At 60.3% G+C, this 19,362-nt stretch carries 16 protein-coding genes; 7 read left to right on the top strand and 9 right to left on the bottom strand.

All coding sequences use genetic code 11. The features are described 5' to 3' along the window. The first annotated feature begins 179 nt into the window (after positions 1-179). Entirely contained in the window at positions 180-482 is a 303-nt protein-coding gene (locus tag BFP99_RS12055) for a DUF2288 domain-containing protein (RefSeq protein ID WP_065926417.1), read from the top strand. A gap of 246 nt (positions 483-728) precedes the next feature. Here the strand turns inward: BFP99_RS12055 and BFP99_RS12060 are convergent, their stop codons facing one another. From BFP99_RS12060 to BFP99_RS12070, 3 genes are all read right to left on the bottom strand, one after another. Beyond that, positions 729-2,906: a hypothetical protein gene (locus tag BFP99_RS12060; protein WP_065926416.1), complete on the bottom strand. Its 2,178-nt coding sequence runs from the start codon at positions 2,904-2,906 to the stop codon at positions 729-731. Between the two features lie 202 nt (positions 2,907-3,108). Further along, positions 3,109-5,373, bottom strand: a complete 2,265-nt coding sequence (locus BFP99_RS12065) for a putative bifunctional diguanylate cyclase/phosphodiesterase (protein ID WP_065926415.1) — start codon at positions 5,371-5,373, stop codon at positions 3,109-3,111. Positions 5,374-5,511: 138 nt separating this feature from the next. Continuing rightward, positions 5,512-5,877, bottom strand: coding sequence for a YkgJ family cysteine cluster protein (locus BFP99_RS12070; protein ID WP_027604417.1), 366 nt, complete (start codon positions 5,875-5,877; stop codon positions 5,512-5,514). Between the two features lie 251 nt (positions 5,878-6,128). Between BFP99_RS12070 and BFP99_RS12075 the strand changes: the two genes are divergently transcribed. Next, entirely contained in the window at positions 6,129-7,475 is a 1,347-nt protein-coding gene (locus BFP99_RS12075; RefSeq protein WP_065947325.1) for a spinster family MFS transporter, read from the top strand. A 181-nt stretch (positions 7,476-7,656) separates the two neighbouring features. Here BFP99_RS12075 and rapA read toward each other — a convergent pair whose 3' ends face one another. Further along, entirely contained in the window at positions 7,657-10,503 is a 2,847-nt protein-coding gene (rapA, locus tag BFP99_RS12080) for an RNA polymerase-associated protein RapA (RefSeq protein WP_065947326.1), read from the bottom strand. Positions 10,504-10,721: 218 nt separating this feature from the next. Between rapA and BFP99_RS12085 the strand changes: the two genes are divergently transcribed. Beyond that, positions 10,722-11,063 (top strand): aspartate-semialdehyde dehydrogenase, encoded by a 342-nt coding sequence (locus BFP99_RS12085; RefSeq protein WP_065926412.1) that lies wholly within the window; start codon positions 10,722-10,724, stop codon positions 11,061-11,063. Here the strand turns inward: BFP99_RS12085 and BFP99_RS12090 are convergent. The 3 genes from BFP99_RS12090 to BFP99_RS12100 all read right to left on the bottom strand — a co-directional run bounded on the left by BFP99_RS12090 (position 11,060) and on the right by BFP99_RS12100 (position 13,672). Further along, positions 11,060-12,241, bottom strand: coding sequence for an aminotransferase class V-fold PLP-dependent enzyme (locus tag BFP99_RS12090; RefSeq protein WP_065926411.1), 1,182 nt, complete (start codon positions 12,239-12,241; stop codon positions 11,060-11,062). The two genes, BFP99_RS12085 and BFP99_RS12090, sit on opposite strands and share 4 nt — an antisense overlap. Then, positions 12,238-12,708 carry a RidA family protein gene (locus BFP99_RS12095; protein ID WP_065947327.1) on the bottom strand — a complete coding sequence of 157 codons (471 nt, stop codon included), beginning with the start codon at positions 12,706-12,708 and terminating at the stop codon, positions 12,238-12,240. Before BFP99_RS12095 ends, BFP99_RS12090 begins: the two co-directional genes overlap by 4 nt. Positions 12,709-12,799: 91 nt before the next feature. Further along, on the bottom strand, positions 12,800-13,672 hold the full coding sequence (locus BFP99_RS12100; protein ID WP_065947328.1) for a LysR substrate-binding domain-containing protein: 873 nt from the start codon (positions 13,670-13,672) through the stop codon (positions 12,800-12,802). Between the two features lie 100 nt (positions 13,673-13,772). Here BFP99_RS12100 and BFP99_RS32760 point away from each other — a divergent pair, with 100 nt between their 5' ends. After that, entirely contained in the window at positions 13,773-13,967 is a 195-nt protein-coding gene (locus BFP99_RS32760) for a hypothetical protein (RefSeq protein WP_131697188.1), read from the top strand. Positions 13,968-14,110: 143 nt separating this feature from the next. Further along, the gene (gene ccoM, locus BFP99_RS33870; RefSeq protein ID WP_017530457.1) at positions 14,111-14,227 is read left to right on the top strand and encodes a cytochrome c oxidase subunit CcoM; all 117 of its coding nucleotides are present in this window, start codon (positions 14,111-14,113) and stop codon (positions 14,225-14,227) included. A 136-nt stretch (positions 14,228-14,363) separates the two neighbouring features. On the opposite strand, the gene BFP99_RS12105 is transcribed toward ccoM, so the two are convergent. Continuing rightward, complete coding sequence (locus BFP99_RS12105) at positions 14,364-15,839, bottom strand: inorganic phosphate transporter (RefSeq protein WP_065928286.1); 1,476 nt, start codon at positions 15,837-15,839, stop codon at positions 14,364-14,366. A gap of 312 nt (positions 15,840-16,151) precedes the next feature. Continuing rightward, entirely contained in the window at positions 16,152-16,352 is a 201-nt protein-coding gene (locus BFP99_RS12110; protein ID WP_003172389.1) for a hypothetical protein, read from the bottom strand. 558 nt (positions 16,353-16,910) lie between these two features. On the opposite strand from BFP99_RS12110, the gene pcaR reads away from it, so the two are divergent. Beyond that, positions 16,911-17,753 carry a pca regulon transcriptional regulator PcaR gene (gene pcaR / locus BFP99_RS12115; protein ID WP_025855315.1) on the top strand — a complete coding sequence of 281 codons (843 nt, stop codon included), beginning with the start codon at positions 16,911-16,913 and terminating at the stop codon, positions 17,751-17,753. Positions 17,754-17,898: 145 nt separating this feature from the next. Next, a complete protein-coding gene (locus BFP99_RS12120; protein WP_065947329.1) occupies positions 17,899-19,239 on the top strand; it encodes an MFS transporter in 1,341 nt (446 codons plus the stop codon). The last annotated feature ends 123 nt before the right edge of the window (positions 19,240-19,362 follow it).

Below are 19,362 nucleotides of genomic sequence, written 5' to 3' on the forward strand. Positions count from 1 at the left end.
ACCCCGGGGGTGTCGCTTAAATGAAAGAAAAAGACAGAATTGCGGCGGGGGTAATGCCTGACTCTCGCGCATTCCTTGGCTTTCCTGACCCTTTCAATCGATAACGCATTTGCAACTGGGTTTTTCTGCCTGAAGCGTGACGTTATGATTGCGCCGATTTTTTCTTCAGGTGAACTCCCATGACGCAAGAACCTAGCACCCTCTATGCCAAGCTGCTCGGTGAAACCGCCGAAATCTCCTGGAAAGAGCTTGAACCGTTCTTTGCCAAAGGTGCCCTATTGTGGGTCGACCCAAGCCTGGATTTGATCGAAGCCGCCGAGGGAATGGCCGAGGACAATCGCGACAAAGTCGCTGCCTGGCTGGCCGCGGGCAGCCTTGGCGAAGTGTCTGCACCGCGGGCATTGGACCTGGTGGAGCGCGATCCGAGCTTATGGGCGGTGGTGGTTTCCCCGTGGATTCTGATCCAGGAAAGGGCAGGGTAAGAAAAGCCTGCACGAAAAAGGTGCGTGTTTTTCGCGCGAAGAAGTGTGTAGTGGAGTAACCGCTGTCAGCGTGATGGCATCTTGCCGTGGAGAAAGGTCACAGCCAAGGGTGACGTGCACGTCACGGGAACAGTTTCAGGCCGCGCCGAAAGCCTGGGGAATTGTTTCCGGGTGTGCCAATGAGGTGGAATCTGGTCGTCACTGAAAGCGCCATCACGGGCCTGCCCGCGATGGCATCCCCTCAAGTCAGCCGGTCTTGCCGGTATGGTTGTTCAACGAGATAACCTTGGTCTTGCCGATCCTGTGACGATAAATCTCGCGCAGGTACTTGATCGCCTTCTTCACACAATCCCGTGACAGGCGAATGTCATTGATCGACACGAACTTCTCTTTGTCGTTGATCAACTCGCGGTACTTCTTCTCATACATCGGCTTGATCGCGTACCAGTTGGTATCGAGGATCTTCGCCGGGTTTTCAAACTCGTTGAGCAGCTCGTCGATGCGGTCTTCGTCGAAGTCCTCGTGGATGATGAAATCCAGGATCGAGTTATCCAGGGTGTCGTCGAAGCGGTACGGGTTACGCGCAAAGCAACGCTTGATGAAAGCCACGATCAGCGTCAGGAAGTCATCCGACAGGCACGGGCTCTTGGCGATCAGGGTGGTCAGCGACAGGTTGGCCGACGCGCCGATCACCAGGGCATAGCGCTTGAGGGTGGTGTTGGGGAACAGGCTGTTGAGGTGCGTCTTGAGCCGGTTCAGGTCCATGTAGGACAGCTTGTAGTCCTTGGGCAGCGAGACGATCGACACCACCGACGAGCAGTTCTTGAAGAAGTGCAGGTCATGCAGCGCCGCCGCATCGTAGCCGGAGTTCTTGTATTGCTCCAGGGAGGCCTTGTAGCGCTTGGACTCGATCGGCAACAGGCTGATGCCTTCGATGGCCTGGGTGACCTTGTTGAAATGCGGCAGGTCGATGGAGCGGAAGAACAGGTCGTCGATGTTCAGGCGCTGGGGCTCTTTCTCGAAGACTTTGAACTTGTCATTGGACGGCGCCGGGGTTTCCGGTACGACGGATTCGGCGTAGGCAATCGCCACCGGCCCGGCCAGGCTCATGAACAGATCGTTGGCGTCCAGGCGGATGGTTTCGCCGATGTCGATGCCGGCGCGACGGAAGTAGTTCTGGTCGTAGTCGGTGGTCACGGCCTGGGCGGTGAGGATGTTGAAGATCTGCTGGGAAATGTACTGGTTGGCGTGTTTTTCCATGGCATTGACGTCAATGTTCTGGATATTGCCGTCATCGCTCTCTTCGGCGTAACGCATGATGTCGTTGGAGATCAGCATCATCGCGTTCCACGGCCGGATACGCCCCTTTACGCTGGCTTCGCTGCTGTCTTCATTGTCGAAGTTGTACGAGAAGTCCCATTCTTCCGACAGGTACTTGCACAGCAGTCGCCCGGCGTTGATGTGCAGCGCCTCGGACATTTCGCTGCGGTGGTCGGAGATGTTCGGCAGCACGCAAATACCGCTGGTGAAGATCGGCTCGAACACGAAGGCGTGACCGCTCTTGCTGTCGTGCTCGTCGGCGGGCTTGGTGTCGAACGTCTTGTTCATGTACGAATGCTGCTGCGCCAGGCCGAATTCCGAGGCCATGCCCGAACCGGTACCGCCGCCGGCGCTGAAGATCGAGAAGTACAGGCGCGACTGGTTGGCCTTGATGCCGCAGGAGTCGATCAGGTACGAGTGGATCATCTTCCAGTCGGGGCTGGAAAAGCGCTGGGTGTCTTTGTTGAGGATGATCTTGGCCAGGTACTGGCCGAGGATCGGCGCGTTACCGGCGCCACCGGCATGGACTTCGGAAAGGTCCATGATTTTCATCTTGCTGTAGTCGCGCAGGAAGCCGCTTTTTTCGCCCTTGCGCGAGAAACGGATACGCCCGGCGATGTCCTTGTCCAGGTCGCCGAGCATCACCAGCGGTTCCACCAGGAACACCGGCTTGCTGGCCTTGCCGCCGCCCAGGCGCAGGTTGTTGCGAATCCACTGGGCCGGGCTGTAACCCTTATCCAAGGATTTGTCTTCGGTGCTGAATTCGTTGAGGTAGAACTTGCGCGCGTTGTACACCAGCTCCGCCACGTCCAGCGCGATGTTCGAACCGCAGCGGCCCAGGCCGATCAGGCACACCGAGGGGAATTCCTGCTCGCTGTGCTGCTCGCTGTCGCCTTCCAGGTGAGGCGGGCGCGGGAACACCATGTCGCGCAGGCCGTCGAGGTTATCGAGGATGCGGTCGGTATTGGTTTCGGTGAAGTACAGGTATTGCTGGGTAGCCAGCGGGCGGGCGGTGCTCAATGACTTTGAACCTGAGGGCTTGTCCGCAGGAGCTGGGAGCAACACATCGGATACCACGGTGGCTGGGTTATTTTTAGAAGTCATTGTGCGCCATGTGCCTGGGAGGATGGCTGAAAAGTATCAAATGGCCATCACGGAATGGGAGTTCGCGACTTTACAGTGCGTCCTTGTCCGGAACGCTCAGGCTGACCCTGTGTGCTCAGGAAAAACCTGGCCGGACTCTGATGAATCGGCCGTTTGTCGGCGATCTTTAGGTAAATGATGGCGAAATGCCAAAGATTCGACGTCAGCGAATTGGCCTGACGATGGAGGTGGATCCGGAGCGGCCTGGGGAGGACTCTTTCGCCGGGCGAGTGTCCTTGGTGCCCGCCACGCTGAATGGGTAGAGCGGATTGCGTATGTCGATATCTTGCATTGCGCCAATTATTTCACTGGCGGCCACCGCCGGGCTCAACAGGTAGCCCTGGACGAAATCACAGCCGTGTTTGAGCAGCAGTTCGAACTGAGCCTGGGTTTCCACTCCCTCGGTCACTACCTGCAGGTGCAGGGTGTGAGCCATGCCGATAATCGCCTGGACGATCTCGATGTCGGCGGTCGACTTGGGAATGTCCTGGATAAACGAGCGATCGATCTTCAGGGTGTTGAGCGGCAGGCGCTTGAGGTAGGCGAGGGAGGAGTAGCCGGTGCCAAAGTCGTCGATGGCCAGCGACACGCCCAGCGCGCGGATTTGCCGCAGCAGGGCCAGGGTGCTGCTGATATTGCCCATCAAGGCATTTTCGGTCACTTCCAGCTCCAGGCGGTTGGCGCTGATCCCGCTGAAGCGCAGCGCATCTTCGATCTCATCCGCCAGCTCATCGCGGGCCAGGTTCAGGGCCGAGCAATTCACTGTCATGGTCAGTTCGGTATAGCCTCGGTCGGAGAGCAGGCTCAAGTCATGACAGGCCTGGCGCAAGACCCAGTGGTCGAGTTCGGCGATCAGCCCGTTGCTTTCGGCAATTCCGATAAACCGGTCTGGGGTCAGCAGCCCGTGTTGCGGATGCTGCCAGCGCACCAAGGCCTCCAGGCGTGTGACTTTGCCCAGCTTCATGTCAAAGATCGGTTGGTAGAACAGTACCAACTGGTTCTGGGCGCGCAGGGCGCTGCGTAGCTCTTCTTCCAATTGCAGTTCGAGGAAGGCACGGGTCTTCAGGTTGGAGCTGAAGAAGTTCAGGCCATTGCGTCCCATGTCCTTGGACTGGTACAGCGCCAGGTCGGCGTTTTTGAGCAGCTCTTCGCAGGTCAGGCCATCCTCGGGAAACAGGCTGATGCCGATGCTGGTGGTCATCACCATACGACGGCCGGCGAGTTCGACCGGGTCCTTCATCTTCTGCATGATGCGCTGGGCCAGGTGTCGCGCTTCGTCGCGGTGGTGAACGCTGATCAGGATGCAGAACTCATCGCCGCCAAACCGTGCGACCACGTCCGCATGGCTGCGCACGGAGCCTTTGATATGGCTGGCGAGAACACTGAGCAACTGATCCCCTGCGTCATGGCCGAGGCTGTCGTTGATGCGTTTGAAGTGATCAATATCGAGGAAAATAACCGCCATCATGCCGTTTGAAGCCGTTTTTTCGGCGATTTTTTCCGCGAAAATCTGATTGAAGCCGCGCCGATTAAGCAGGCCGGTCAGCGCATCGTAATGAGCCACCTGTTGCAGGGAGGCGCGGGCCTGGTCCAGTTCGCTGAGCAGCGCGTTGACCCGACGCAGGTCGCGCTCCTTGTGCTGCAGCTTCTTATCCGCCAGCGCGGCGCTGATGCTGCTGCCGATCACCAGCAGGGTGATCACGGCGACCGACAGGCCCAGTTGGATGGGGTTGTTATCCAGCGCTAATGAGAGGTCGGCCCCCGTGGGGACGATCAGTTGCATGGCGGCCATGCCGGTAAAGTGCATGCTGATAATGCCTGCGCCCAACATCAGGCTGGCGGCGTATTTGAGCAGTTGATGGAAGACGCCGGCACCGGTGCGCAGGTAGCTCGACAGCAACAATGCGGCCAGGCTGGCGCCAATGGCGATGCCCACCGAGGCGAGGAGCAGCCCCGGTTCGAAATACGCCCGGGCCTGGGAACGCATGGCCGACATGCCGACGTAATGCATCAGGGCGATGCCGATGCCCATCCACAGCGATGCCAGCAGGTATTGGTTAAACCGCAGTCTGGTGTGACCGAGGGTTTGCATGGCGAACAACGAGGCGATCAGGGCGATGACCAGCGAGGCGAACGTCATGAGCAGGTCGTAGTGAATCGCGATTGGGGCCTGGAAGGCCAGCATGCTGATGAAATGAGTGGACCAGATACCACCTGCCAGGCAACCGGCACCCAGCCAACGCCAATGGCGGCGAGCGGTAGGGTCTTCGACATGGCCAACCCGTTCGGCCATGTCCAGGGTGCCGAAACCCGCCGCACAGGCGACCAGATAGGCCAGCAGCACCAGAAAAGGGTTATGACTGCAATTGAGTAATAAGTGCCCGTTTGCGGGGAGGTCGGTAAAAAAGTGCAGACCTAGCCATTCCATAGCATGTCCCGTCATAGCGTCACGTCACAGCCTACGGCGATGACCTATGAGGTCGAGTATAGAAGCCTGGCGGGATTTTCCAGCGATAATGGCACTTTGCTCTGAATGATTTTGGCATGCCGTGCATAGCAATTAGTGCTAAGCACTGATGGGCAATTCCAACTCGAACGGGGCTTGTAACGGCGGCAGGCCGAACGCAGCACGGGCAGCGTCGCAATCGACATTCTGCTCGCCCTGGCTCCATGAAGCTTCGAATTCTCGGCAGGGGCTTGAGCGCTGCTCATAAATCGAGCAGCTCGTACCTTTGCCGACTTCGCCTTCAAGGCTGCAGCAGCGCGCGGGCTTCTGGTCGGTGCCGATCATTGCCACGCGGGTCGGGTTGATCTGCACCACCAGGTCATCAGGCACCGTCCCCCCCGAGGAGGCGCACTCACCCCAGAAGAAAGACACACGAAAGTGTGAACAGCAGGCACCGCAACTCAGACACGGACTGGCTTCGGACATGGGCGTCATCGATAAGAAAAGTAGAGTGGGGTACTACTGGAAGGCTCGCCATTCTAATCGGGTCATGGCCGTTGGGAAGGGGGGCAGGCACTTATATTTTTGTCGGCAAAGTCCCGTGTTGTCGGGTGAAATCATGCCCTATCAGCTTTACGAATCATTACAGACAACCACGGCTCGCCTGACTATGTTGCAGGTACCGGGCGGGATGCATCGGGCATCGCAGCTCTCATAACAATAAAAGAGACGGACCCATGCAGAACTCGACCCAAGCGGCGAATGCCTGGCGCATTCTGTTCCTGCTGTTCCTCGCCAACCTGTTCAACTTCTTCGACCGCACCATTCCGGCGATCATCATCGAACCGATCCGCATGGAATGGCACCTGAGCGACTTCCAGCTCGGCATCATCGGTACCGCCTTCACCATCGTTTATGCCATTGCCGGCCTGCCGCTGGGGCGTCTGGCCGATACCGGCTCGCGCAGCAAACTGATGGGCTGGGGCCTGTTCGCGTGGAGCGGGTTGACAGCGGTCAACGGCCTGGTTGGCAGTTTCTGGACGTTTTTGCTGGTGCGCATGGGCATCGGTATCGGTGAAGCCAGCTATGCGCCGGCTGCCAACTCGCTGATTGGCGACCTGTTCCCGGCGCACCGTCGCGCCCGGGCAATGGGGATTTTCATGCTGGGCCTGCCCTTGGGCCTGTTGCTGGCGTTCTTCACCATCGGCTGGATGGTCAAGGCGTTCGACAGCTGGCGCGCGCCGTTCTTTATCGCCGCCGTGCCGGGGCTGATCCTTGCGGTGTTCATGTTCTATATCAAGGAACCCAAGCGCGGCGCCGCCGAAGCCGTACAAGTCTCCCAGGAGCGTGTTGATCGCCCGATTCGCCGCGTGCTTGCCGTGCCGACCTTCCTGTGGCTGGTGCTGGCCGGGTTGTGCTTCAACTTCGCCACCTACGCGTGCAACTCGTTCCTGGTGCCGATGCTGCAACGCTATTTCCTCATGCCACTGCAGGACGCGGCGGTCGCCACCGGCGTCATCGTCGGGTTGACCGGCCTGGTGGGCCTGACCTTGGGGGGCTGGATTGCCGACAAGATCCATCAACGTGTTGCCAATGGCCGACTGCTGTTTGCGGCGTGCAGCCTGATCATCTCCACCGTCACTACAGCCTGGGCCCTGCATGCCGGGCGCATCGAGATCGGCGTGTTTGTGGCGCTGTTCAGTGTGGGCTGGTTGTTTGCGTATAACTTCTACACCTGTGTGTACACGGCGATCCAGGACGTGGTCGAGCCGCGCCTGCGGGCCACGGCGATGGCGTTGTTCTTTGCCGGCTTGTACCTACTGGGCGGAGGCATGGGGCCGATTGTGGTGGGCGGGTTGTCCGATCACTTTGCCCATGCGGCGATGTATGCGGCGGGGGCCGAGCAGATGACCGAGGCTTACAAGGCGGTGGGCTTGCATGACGCCATGTACCTGATTCCGGTGGCGTTGTTCTTGACCATGTTGTTCCTGTTCCAGGCGTCACGCAGTTTTGTGCGTGATGCCAAGCGGATGAAGGAGGGGTTGGTGGCTGTTGAGGTGCCGGCTGGGGCGGCGACGGCTTGAAATTGCGGTGACTCCATCGGGAGCAAGCCCCCTCCCACATTGATCGGTGACCGACATGACAACGCGGTCAACTGTGGGAGGGGGCTTGCCCCCGATGAGGCCCGCAACGCCAACGCTGTTCTCAAGTGAATAAAAAAGGCCCGCATTGCGCGGGCCTCTATTCAACAGGGCAGGGCGGTAATCAACCCGCTACCAACACCCGAATGGCTTCCAGTCGCAGCGCCGCCTTGTCGAGCATGGCCAGGCCTTGCTCGCGTTGGTTACGCAGGGCAACCAATTCGCTGTCACGGACGGTCGGGTTGACCGCTTGCAAGGCCGTCAGGCGCGCCAGTTCTTCGTCGGTGTCTGCCGCCAGGCGACGCTTGGCTTCGGCCACACGTTCGGCATGACGCGGTGTGATCTTCTCTTCACCGGCGTTGATCCGCGGTGTGAGTTGATCGCGCTGGGCCTGCACGAACTTGTTGGCGCTGGCCCGTGGCACGCTTTCCAGCTGGTCGTTCAAGGTTTCGAACGAGACACGGCCAGACAGGTCGTTGCCATTGGCATCCAGCAGGCAGCGCAGCGCCGCCGGCGGCAGGTAGCGGCCCAGTTGCAGTGCGCGCGGCGCGACCACTTCGCTGACGTAGAGCAGTTCCAGCAACACGGTGCCAGGCTTGAGCGCCTTGTTCTTGATCAGCGCCACGGCGGTGTTGCCCATGGAGCCGGACAGCACCAGGTCCATGCCGCCCTGCACCATCGGGTGTTCCCAGGTGATGAACTGCATGTCTTCACGGGACAGCGCCTGGTTACGGTCGTAGGTGATGGTCACACCTTCGTCGTCGCCCAGGGGGAAGCTGGCGTCAAGCATCTTCTCGCTGGGCTTGAGGATCAGCGCGTTTTCCGAATGATCTTCGCTGTCGATGCCAAAGGCGTCGAACAGGGTTTCCATGTAGATCGGCAGGGCGAACTGGTCGTCTTGCTCGAGGATGTCCTCCACCAGCGCATCGCCTTCACCGGCACCGCCGGAGTTGAGTTCCAGCAGGCGGTCGCGGCCGGTGTGCAGTTCCTGCTCCAGGCGCTCGCGCTCGGCACGGGCCTCGTCGATCAGGGCTTGCCACTCGCTGTCGTCGGCGTTTTCCAGCAGCGGCAGCAGGCGCGGGCCGAACTGATGCTGCAAGGCGTTGCCTGTCGGGCAGGTGTTGAGGAACGCGTTCAAGGCTTCGTGGTACCACTGGAACAGGCGCTGTTGCGGGCTGGTCTCCAGGTAGGGCACGTGCAGTTCGATCACATGCTTCTGGCCGATCCGGTCCAGACGGCCGATCCGCTGTTCCAGCAGGTCGGGGTGGGACGGCAGGTCGAACAGCACCAGGTGGTGGGAGAACTGGAAGTTGCGGCCTTCACTGCCGATTTCCGAGCAGATCAGCACCTGGGCGCCGAATTCCTCATCGGCGAAGTAAGCAGCGGCGCGGTCACGCTCGAGGATGTTCATGCCCTCGTGGAATACCGTGGCCGGGATGCCGGAGCGCACGCGCAGGGCGTCTTCCAGGTCCATGGCGGTTTCGGCGTGGGCGCAGATCACCAGGACCTTGGTGCGCTTGAGCATTTTCAACTGGTCGATCAGCCATTCGACGCGCGGGTCGAAGCGCCACCAGCGGTTTTCTTCGTCGATGTCCGGTTGCGACTGGAAGCTGACTTCCGGGTACAGCTCGGCGTGTTCGCCCAGGGGCAACTCGAGGTATTCGTCCGGGTTTGGCAGCGGGTAGGCGTGCAGCTTACGCTCCGGGAAGCCCTGCACGGCGGCACGGGTGTTACGGAACAGCACGCGGCCGGTGCCGTGGCGGTCGAGCAGTTCACGCACCAGGCGCGCACTGGCTTCGGCGTCGCCATCATTGACGGCGGTCAGCAGCGCTTCGCCTTCGTTGCCGAGGAAACTCTGGATAGTCTTGTGCGCGGCAGGCGACAGGCGGCCCTTGTCGAGCAGCTCCTGCACGGCTTCGGCCACCGGGCGATAGTTCTCGCTTTCGGCACGGAAGGCGTGCAGGTCGTGGAAACGGTTCGGGTCCAGCAGGCGCAGGCGCGCGAAGTGGCTGTCCTGGCCCAGCTGTTCCGGAGTGGCGGTGAGCAGCAGCACGCCCGGGATGACCTCGGCCAGTTGTTCGACCAGGCTGTATTCCGGGCTGGCTTTGTCTTCATGCCAGACCAGGTGGTGGGCTTCGTCGACCACCATCAGGTCCCAGCCGGCGGCGAACAGTGCGTCCTGGGCCTTCTCATCGTCCACCAGCCACTCCAGCGCGACCAGGGCCAGCTGGGTGTCTTCGAACGGGTTGGCGGCATCGCTTTCGATAAAGCGTTCTTCATCGAACAGCGCCACTTGCAGGTTGAAGCGGCGGCGCATTTCCACCAGCCACTGGTGCTGCAGGTTTTCCGGTACCAGGATCAGTACGCGGTTGGCGCGGCCCGACAGCAGTTGGCGATGGATCACCAGGCCCGCTTCGATGGTCTTGCCCAGGCCCACTTCGTCCGCCAGCAACACCCGTGGTGCGATACGGTCAGCGACTTCACGGGCGATATGCAATTGGTGGGCAATAGGTTGCGCACGCACGCCACCCAGGCCCCACAGCGAGGATTGCAATTGGCGGCTGGTGTGTTCGAGGGTGTGATAGCGCAGCGAGAACCAGGCCAGCGGGTCGATCTGCCCGGCGAACAGACGGTCGCTGGCCAGGCGGAACTGGATAAAGTTGGAGAGCTGGGTTTCCGGCAGGGTGACCTGCTCGTTCTGCCCATTGAGGCCGTGGTAGACCAGCAGGCCGTCGACGTCGTCGACTTCCTGCACGGTCATTTTCCAGCCTTCGAAATGGGTGATGGAGTCACCCGGCGAGAACCTCACACGGGTGAGGGGCGCATTCCGTAGCGCATACTGGCGGGTGTCGCCAGTGGCCGGATAGAGCACGGTCAACAAGCGGCCGTCCTGTGCCAGAACGGTGCCTAACCCCAGCTCTGCTTCGCTGTCACTAATCCAGCGTTGCCCCGGTTGATACTGCTGCGCCATGCTGCCTGACTCCCGCCGTGAAAAAGCCGACTATGTTAACGGAACAAGGCCCCACGCCCAAGGACTCTGACAAAAACTACTCCGTTTGGGCGGCCGGGTGAGCACGCAATCGACGGGTGGAGGGCACTTGTGAGTGTCGACTGGGTCACAGGTTGGCGAACCTGCGCTCAAGTCGTCGCGCGGCCCGCCGACAGCCTGCTGACAGGAGAACAACTATCATGCTTCCACCTATGCTGCCCGTCAGCGTCGTACCGGTTACGTCGCAACTCGACCCGGTCCGCCAGAAACCCGATATTCCGCCCGTGGTCCCTGTGCAAGCGGGCTCCAACGAAAGCACCATCGACCTGAAAAAGGGCGATGCCGAGCAGTCGACTTTTTTGCTGCGCGAGGAACAACGCCGCCAGCAGGAACAGCAGAAACGCCGGCGCGAAGCCGATGAGGACCCGGATCAGCACTTGGCGATCCCGGGCGACCTGCTCAATGCCGACAACACCGTACCGGTTGTGCCGCTGATCGAAGACGCGCCGCGCCAGGGCTTGTGGGTGGACGTCGAGGTTTAGCCCCGCAGTTCCCGCAGTGCGGTCATCAGCAATTCGATGTCGTGATCGTTGTTGAGCGGGCTGACGGAGATCCGCGCAATGCTGGTCAGGCCCCGGGCCTGCATATCCAACGGGGTGTAGGCCACACCGTTGGCGCCGATGTTGATCCGCTTCAATCCCAATTGCCGTTTGAGTTCGAAGGCGTCCCAGCCGGCGAGGTTGAAGGCGATCAAGCCCGATTGAAGCGTGCCCAGGTCATGCAGGGAAATACCCGGAATCCCGCGCAATGCTTCGCGGATTCGCCTGCTGGTGTGCGTGACCTTTTCCCACACACGCTCGATCCCCAGCTGATTCATCTCCTGCAGTGCATTGCCCAGGCCTGCCAACAGGGCAAAGGACACCTCGCTGGTCTCAAAGCGCCGGGCGTCGTTGCGCAGGTCGAAACCGTCGGCGCTCCAGGGGGCGGAAAACACGTCGCGTTGGGCGGGGTTCAAGTTCGGGAGGAAATCCGGCCGCACATACAGCAGCGCCGTCCCCCGTGGCCCGCGCAGGTGCTTGCGCCCGGCCGCCTTGAGCACATCGCACTGCAACGCCTGCACATCCACCGGCACCTGGCCGACGGCTTGGCCGGCATCGATAAAGTAGGCGATGGCATGACGCCTGGCCACTTCGCCGATGGCCTGGGCGGGGTTGATCAGGCCGCCGTTGGCGGGGAGCCAGGTGAGGTCGATGAGCTTTACGCTTGAATCGAGCATGGCTTCCAACGCCACGGGGCACACCGCGCCGTTGGCATCGCAGGGGATGACGTCCACCCGCGCGCCGGCTTGCACCGCCAACTGCATGCTCGCCAGGTTGCCGCCCCATTCGTGGCGTCCTACCAGAATGCGGTCGCCCGGCTGCCACGGGCCCAAGGCCTGGAACGCCATGCTCCAGGCGGTCGAGCCGCTGCTGGCAAAGGCAATCGATGGGATGGGCGCGTTGAGCAACTGCGCGGCAGCGCGGCGAGCTTTCTCCACCAGCACGGCACCCTGTTCGCCGGCTTCCATCGGGCCGTCGCGGGCTTCGCGTTGCAGTTGGCCGATGATGGCATCGAGGGTCGCCTGGCTCGGCAAGGAGGCGCCGGCAGGGTTGAAGTGCACGGTGCCCGACTGGCAGCCGGGAGTGCCATCGCGCAGGTGTTGGACCTCAAGCGGGCTCACGGCTGCAACTCGAAAATCCCGTCAACCTCCACCGCCACGCCGGCCGGCAGGCTGCAAACACCCACTGCCGTACGCACATGCCGGCCCTTTTCGCCGAGGGCATTCACCAGCAGGTTGGACGCACCATTGGCCACGGCGCCCTGGCGCTGGAAGTCGCTGCTGCTGGCGATAAACACCCCCAGGCGCAGGACGCGCACCAGGCGCGACAGGTCATCGCCCAGGGCATCGCTCAATTGCGCGAGCAAGCTCAGTGCAGCCAGTTCCGCGGCCTGGATACCTTCTTCCTCGCTGAGGGATTCGCCCAGGCGGCCCACGTAGGCAGGCTTGCCGTCTATCAGCGGGATTTGCCCAGAGATAAACAGCTGGTTCTGGCTGACCACATGGTTGATGTAGTTGGCAATCGGCTGGCTGGGTGATGGCAGCGTCAGGCCGAGGGCTTGCACGCGGTGGCGGAGGGAGTCGCTCATGGTGAATCCTCTGGGGTCAGGAGGTTTCAGCATGTGGGGCAGGGGGGAGTGTCGACAAACGGATAGATCTCATTCGACGTATCGAAATAACTCACGTGTCGCGGCAGATGTCCTTCAACCACTCGCTGAAACACCGCGCGGCGTCGCTGGCAGGGCCTTGCGCTGCAATCAACCAGTAGCCTATTTGACTGTGATAGGGCGGCCAATCGAAGGCTTCTACCAGGCTGCCATCATCCAGCCTGCGTTGGATCAAGCGATGACGGCCCATGGCAATGCCCTGGCCGGCCACTGCGGCTTCGACCACGATGTTGTAGTCGTGGAGCATGACGCGCGGGTGGTGCTTGAGGTCGACTTGATAATGCCCAGACCAGTCCGTCCACTCAAAAGGCCGGTGCGAAGTGGCCATCAACAGCGCACCGTTGTGCACTTGGCTGGCCTTGAACGCCGGGCTGCACACCGGTGAGATCACTTCCGGCATCAGTCGGGTGGCCTGCACGTCGGGCCAATCGCCTTTGCCGTAGCGAATAGCCAGGTCGACTTCAGCAGCGGCGACGTTGGCCAGTTGAATCGCCGGCAGCAACTCCACCTGAATATGCGGATAGCGGTTGAGAAAACCGGCCAGGTGCGGCGCCAACCACAGGGTGGCGAAAGACGCCAGCAGGCCGACACGTAACACCGTGGCGCTGGGTACCAGCCGTTGGGCGCGGGTTGCGACGGCGATGGCGTCAAGAGCTGGGCGGATTTCAGCGTAATACTGCTGGCCGTCTGCGGTCAGATCGATCGCGCGGGTGCGTCGGATAAACAGCGATTTACCCAGGTGCTGTTCGAGCTTTTGTACCTGATGGCTCAGGGCACTCTGGGTTACCGACAATTCCCGCGCTGCCTTGATAAAGCTCAAGTGCCGGGCCACGGCTTCAAAGGCGCGCAGGGCCAGCAGCGGCGGAAGATCCTTATGCAGTGCCACCTGAATGGGCCTCCTTGAGTGGTTGGAAAGTGCCGATTTTGGGCGTCGGTCGGCCTTTTGTCGCCGGTTGATTTGCCGTCGGGCGCAGGAGTCCGCATTATTGAGCCTTACTCGCCACGACGTAAGCCAAGCCATGAGTGATGACGACAAGCTGATCGACCTGAACGCCGAACGTGCCAAGCGCGTGCATGACCTGAATGACAAGCGCCTGAATGAAGTGCGCCAGGCGTTTGAACAGGCGATGCCTTTAGGCAAAGCCAAGAAAAAATCAAAGAACAAACCCAAAAAGCGTTAAAACGGCCTGCATCTATTGATGCAGGTCAGTTATTACCCTTCTTTACGCCCCGTCGCGGGCGACATTGATCCCCGTCAATTTTTCAATCCGCCTTCTCCATTAACTTAGCCCTATCGCAACAAGGCAAGTGCAGGAGGCCGGTCATGTTTATCGATAATGTGGTATTCGCCGGAGTGCTGACTGTAAGCCTCATGGTGCTGTTTTTTGTAGGGTTTGGATTTTTTATCTGGAAAGACGCGAACAAGCGTAAAAAACCTTAGGTCTTTCCGGGTTACATGAGCACGCAAGGCATTTTGGGCGACTTCGGTCGCCCTTTTTTTTGGGTGTTCATTTCAGGTTCATAAAAAAAGGTGCGGTCCTCACAGAGGCCGCACCTTTTTTGTCAGCGCCTGGCTATCAGTTGCCCAGTGCCTTGGAGGCCAGCCAGAACAAGCCGGCCGAGAGGCCTACGGTCGCAGGCAGGGTCAACACCCAAGCCATCAGGATGGTCTTGACCGTGCCACCTTGCAGGCCGCTCTTGTTGGCGACCATGGTGCCCGCCACGCCGGAAGACAGTACGTGGGTAGTGGAGACCGGCAGGGCGAAGATATTGGCAAAGCCAATCATCGTGGCGGTGGTGATCTGTGCCGACATGCCCTGGGCATAGGTCATGCCCTGCTTGCCGATCTTCTCACCGATCGTCAGTACCACACGCTTCCAGCCCACCATGGTGCCCAGGCCCAGGGCCAGTGCGACCGCGAGGATCACCCAGAACGGCGCGTACTCGGTGGTGGCGGTCAGGTCTTTGCGTAGCTTGTCGAGGTCGGACTTCTCACGCGCATCAAGGCCTGGCAGCTTGCCAACTTTCTTTGCGGTGTCGTCCAGGCACAGCAGGTAGCGGCGAACTTCGATACGTTGATCGGCGTTCAGGGAGTGGTAGTCGGAGACACCTTTCAAGGTGCTGACGAGCGCATTGATGGTGGGCTCGGTCTGCTGCGGGTTGCACTGAAACTTGCCTGGCAGATCGTCTTTCACGCTTTTGCCCAGTGCCAGGAATTCGCCGAGCGTGGCGTTGTTACGCTGGTAGAACTGGCTCAAATGCACGGTAGCGTCGCGAGTGCGCTCGATCTGGTAGGTGGTGCTGCCCAGGTCGAGTACGAACTGCGCCGGCACGATACCGATCAGCACCAGCATGATCAGGCCGATGCCCTTCTGGCCATCGTTGGAACCGTGCACAAAACTCACGGCCATGGCCGAAATCACCAGGACCAGGCGGTTCCAGAACGGCGGGTGCTTCTTGTCGTCGAGCTTGCGGCGCTGGTCCGGGGTCTTGTGCATCTTCGACAACGGGCGCCACCATTTCAGGCCGATCAGCACCAGGGCTGCGACCAGGAAGCCGGCCATCGGCGAGAACACCAGGGACGCGCCGATATCGACGGCCTTCTGCCAGTTCACACCGTCAGCCAGGGGGATGTCGTTGATCAGGGCATTGGCCAGGCCGACACCGAGGATCGAACCGATCAGGGTGTGGGAGCTGGAGGCGGGGATACCGAAGTACCAGGTGCCCAGGTTCCAGGTGATCGCCGCGGCTAACAACGAGAAGACCATCGCCAAGCCATGGCCGGTGTTCACATTGATCAGCAACTCCACGGGCAGCAGGTGCACGATGGCGTAGGCGACACCGACACCACCGAGCAACACGCCGAGGAAGTTGAACACCCCGGAGAAGAACACGGCCAGATGCGGCGGCATGGCTTTGGTATAGATGACTGTGGCCACCGCGTTAGCGGTGTCATGAAAGCCATTGATGAACTCGAAGGCGAGGACAAAGGCCAGGGCGAGCAACAGGCTCACGAGAACCCAAGCATCCAGTCCGCTGAATAAATCGATCATGAAGGTTTTCTGACCCGGTCGTAAGGGGGCGCGATTATGCCAGAAAACCTCGGTAATCGATGCACTAGCTGCTCATCGGTATCAATCTTCATCGAATCGCCATGGGCGAAAGCTGGCGATCCCAGGGTTTTCGGGGCTTTGGCAAGTCTTTGATTTATAAAGCCCAGGGCTGAAAGGACAGGGTTTTGTCACCAAATCGTCATGCCTGAAACATTTGTATGAAATTTTACAGACGATGGTGGGATTCAGGTCGGCTGGAGGATGGCTAAATGGCATCGCTGCAGGCAGGGCCCTGGACTCGCTCCGAAGCGCTTATGGCTCTTCGGCCTTGAGTTCCTGTTCAATCTTTTGGATTTCCTGGGCAAATGCCTGGTCGAGCAGGCTGGCTCGCTTGCGCCATGGTTTGCGTTCAGGTTCAGGCTGGGCGGCATAGGTGGTGACTTCCCCGCCGTAAACGTCCTTGTAACGTTGCTCCTGGCGCTCAAGTTCCGCGCGCAGTTCATCTTTCGTCACGTTGTTACCTAATTGAGTTGGGTGTAAGTACATGGCAGTGTTTGGCCTGAATGTCGCCCTCGGGTTGTTCCAACTTGAACCCACGAAGTGTTCAAGTTTGAATGAAAACGGGAGGCCACTGTTGGGCGGTCATTCCAGGCAGGTAGTTGCGATCGTCCATGCACGACCTGTGCATGGTTTGGCGAGTTCCAGCCTCAATATGAAACCGGGCTCTCCTCCGCACAGGATGCATTATAGCGGCGCATTTGAATAACACTATCGGCATAAAGTTAAAAAGCGTCAACTTTGTGTGAGTGTTTTGTTACGTCGACGCGTCAGTATTTGCTGAAATTCTGGCGTCATAAACTCAACAAGGAAACAAGCTATTAAATTAACGGCTTAACATCGCCGGGGACGTGGTTGATAGATCGCCCTCAGGCGTAGCGCTAAATTGCGATAATCGCATGATTGTCCGATAATCGCCCAATGTTGCGGGGCCTGCCTTGTGCATCACGGCCGGCCCGGCTTGTAATAGCAGCCCAATCCCCTGCGGTTGACAATAAGAGAAAGGAACCTGGCATGAACGATCAATTGCGCAACTCTTTCGCGTCAGTGGCGCCGCCGATCGTTGCCTCGCCGGCCAAGCGTATCCAGGCGTTTACCGGTGACCCCGACTTCATGACCTCCCTGGCTCGCGGCCTGGCGGTGGTGCAGGCGTTCCAGGAGCGCAAGCGCCACCTGACCATCGCCCAGATCAGTCACCGCACCGAGATCCCCCGCGCCGCCGTACGCCGTTGCCTGCATACCTTGATCAAGCTCGGCTACGCCACCACCGATGGGCGCACCTATTCATTGCTGCCCAAAGTCCTGACCCTGGGGCATGCCTACCTGTCCTCCACGCCATTGGCGGTATCGGCCCAGCCTTATCTGGACCGTATGAGCGAGCAACTGCACGAAGCCTGCAACATGGCCACCCTCGAAGGCGACGACATCCTCTACATCGCCCGTTCAGCCACCACCCAGCGCCTGATTTCCGTGGACCTGTCGGTGGGCGGACGGTTGCCGGCCTATTGCACCTCCATGGGCCGCATCCTGCTCGCGGCATTGGATGACGCCTCGCTGCAGGACTACCTCGACCATGCCGACCTGCAAACCAAGACCAGCCGCACCCTGACCACCCCTGAAGCCTTGTTCGAATGCCTGCAACAAGTGCGTCAGCAGGGCTGGTGCATTGTCGACCAGGAACTGGAACAGGGCCTGCGCTCCATCGCCGTGCCGGTGTATGACGCGTCCGGCCAGGTGCTGGCGGCGCTCAATGTCAGTACTCACGCTGGACGGGTCAGCCGCAGCGAGCTGGAGCAGCGTTTCCTGCCGAGCATGCTCAGTGCCAGCCGTGAGTTGAGTGCGCAGTTGTTTGCCTAAGGTGTTCGGTGACCGCACAGATCCCCGCTTGATCAATTGACGATGTTTCCCCCGGCTTATTACTGTGCGGCAGCGCTCTTGAGGGCGCCCCAATAATAATGACGGCCCCAGGCCGTTGGCCCGCCATCGGTGTGGAATAAGAATAATGAATCAGCCTTCTGTCGGTACCACCCTGGACGTGCAGTCCTTTATCAACACCCAGCCACTGTCCCGTTACCAGTGGCGCGTGGTGATCCTGTGTTTCCTCATTGTTTTCCTCGATGGCCTCGACACCGCCGCCATGGGCTTTATCGCGCCCGCGCTGTCACAGGACTGGGGCATCGACCGCGCCAGCCTTGGCCCGGTGATGAGCGCTGCGTTGATCGGCATGGTATTCGGCGCCCTGGGTTCCGGACCGTTGGCTGACCGTTTCGGGCGCAAGGTTGTGCTGGTGGGCGCGGTGCTGGTGTTTGGTGCGTTCAGCCTGGCCTCGGCCTACAGCAGCAGCGTGGATCAATTGCTGGTGCTGCGTTTTCTCACCGGGCTGGGCCTGGGTGCCGGCATGCCGAACGCGACGACCCTGCTCTCCGAATACACCCCTGAACGCCACAAGTCGCTATTGGTGACCAGCATGTTCTGTGGTTTCAACCTGGGCATGGCCGGTGGCGGGTTTATCTCGGCCAAGCTGATCCCGGCGTTCGGCTGGCACGCCTTGTTGATGATCGGCGGCATCCTGCCGTTGATCCTGGTGGTGGTGCTGATGCTGTGGCTGCCGGAGTCGGCGCGTTTCCTGGTGGTGCGCAACCGAGGCACCGACAAGGTGCGCAAAACGCTGTCGCCCATCGAACCCTCTATTGTTGCCCAGGCCACCGCCTTCAGCGTGCCCGAACAAAAAACCGTCAAGGCGCGCAACGTGTTCGCGGTGATTTTCTCGGGCACCTACAGCGTCGGCACCTTGCTGCTGTGGCTGACGTACTTCATGGGCCTGGTGATCGTGTACCTGCTGACCAGTTGGCTGCCGACCCTGATGCGCGACAGCGGCGCCAGCATGGAGCAGGCTGCGTTTATCGGCGCGCTGTTCCAGTTTGGTGGCGTATTGAGTGCCGTCGGCGTGGGATGGGCGATGGACCGGTTCAATCCCCACAAGGTCATCGGCACTTTCTACCTGCTGGCCGGGGTGTTTGCCTACGCGGTCGGGCAGAGCCTGGGCAATATCACCCTATTGGCCACCTTGGTGCTGGTCGCCGGGATGTGCGTCAACGGTGCGCAATCGGCGATGCCGTCCCTGGCCGCGCGCTTCTACCCAACCCAAGGCCGCGCCACCGGCGTGTCGTGGATGCTCGGCATCGGCCGTTTCGGCGCGATCCTCGGCGCGTGGATGGGCGCCACCTTGCTCGGCCTGGGCTGGAACTTCGAGCAGGTGCTCACCGCCCTGGTCATTCCGGCCGCTTTGGCCACAGCAGCCGTGGTCATCAAAGGCATGGTCAGCCATGCGGATGCGACCTGAGATCAATCGATAGCCTGCCAACAATCCGTTCGATAATCGAACGCTGAGTCGATTATCGGATTGTTTGGCCGATTTCCCCGGCTTAATCTTCAAGCACTTCGGCGCCACCTCAGCGCCTTTTCG

The sequence above is a fragment of the Pseudomonas sp. 1 R 17 genome, from assembly GCF_900067035.1.
Classification (GTDB): domain Bacteria; phylum Pseudomonadota; class Gammaproteobacteria; order Pseudomonadales; family Pseudomonadaceae; genus Aquipseudomonas; species Aquipseudomonas marginalis.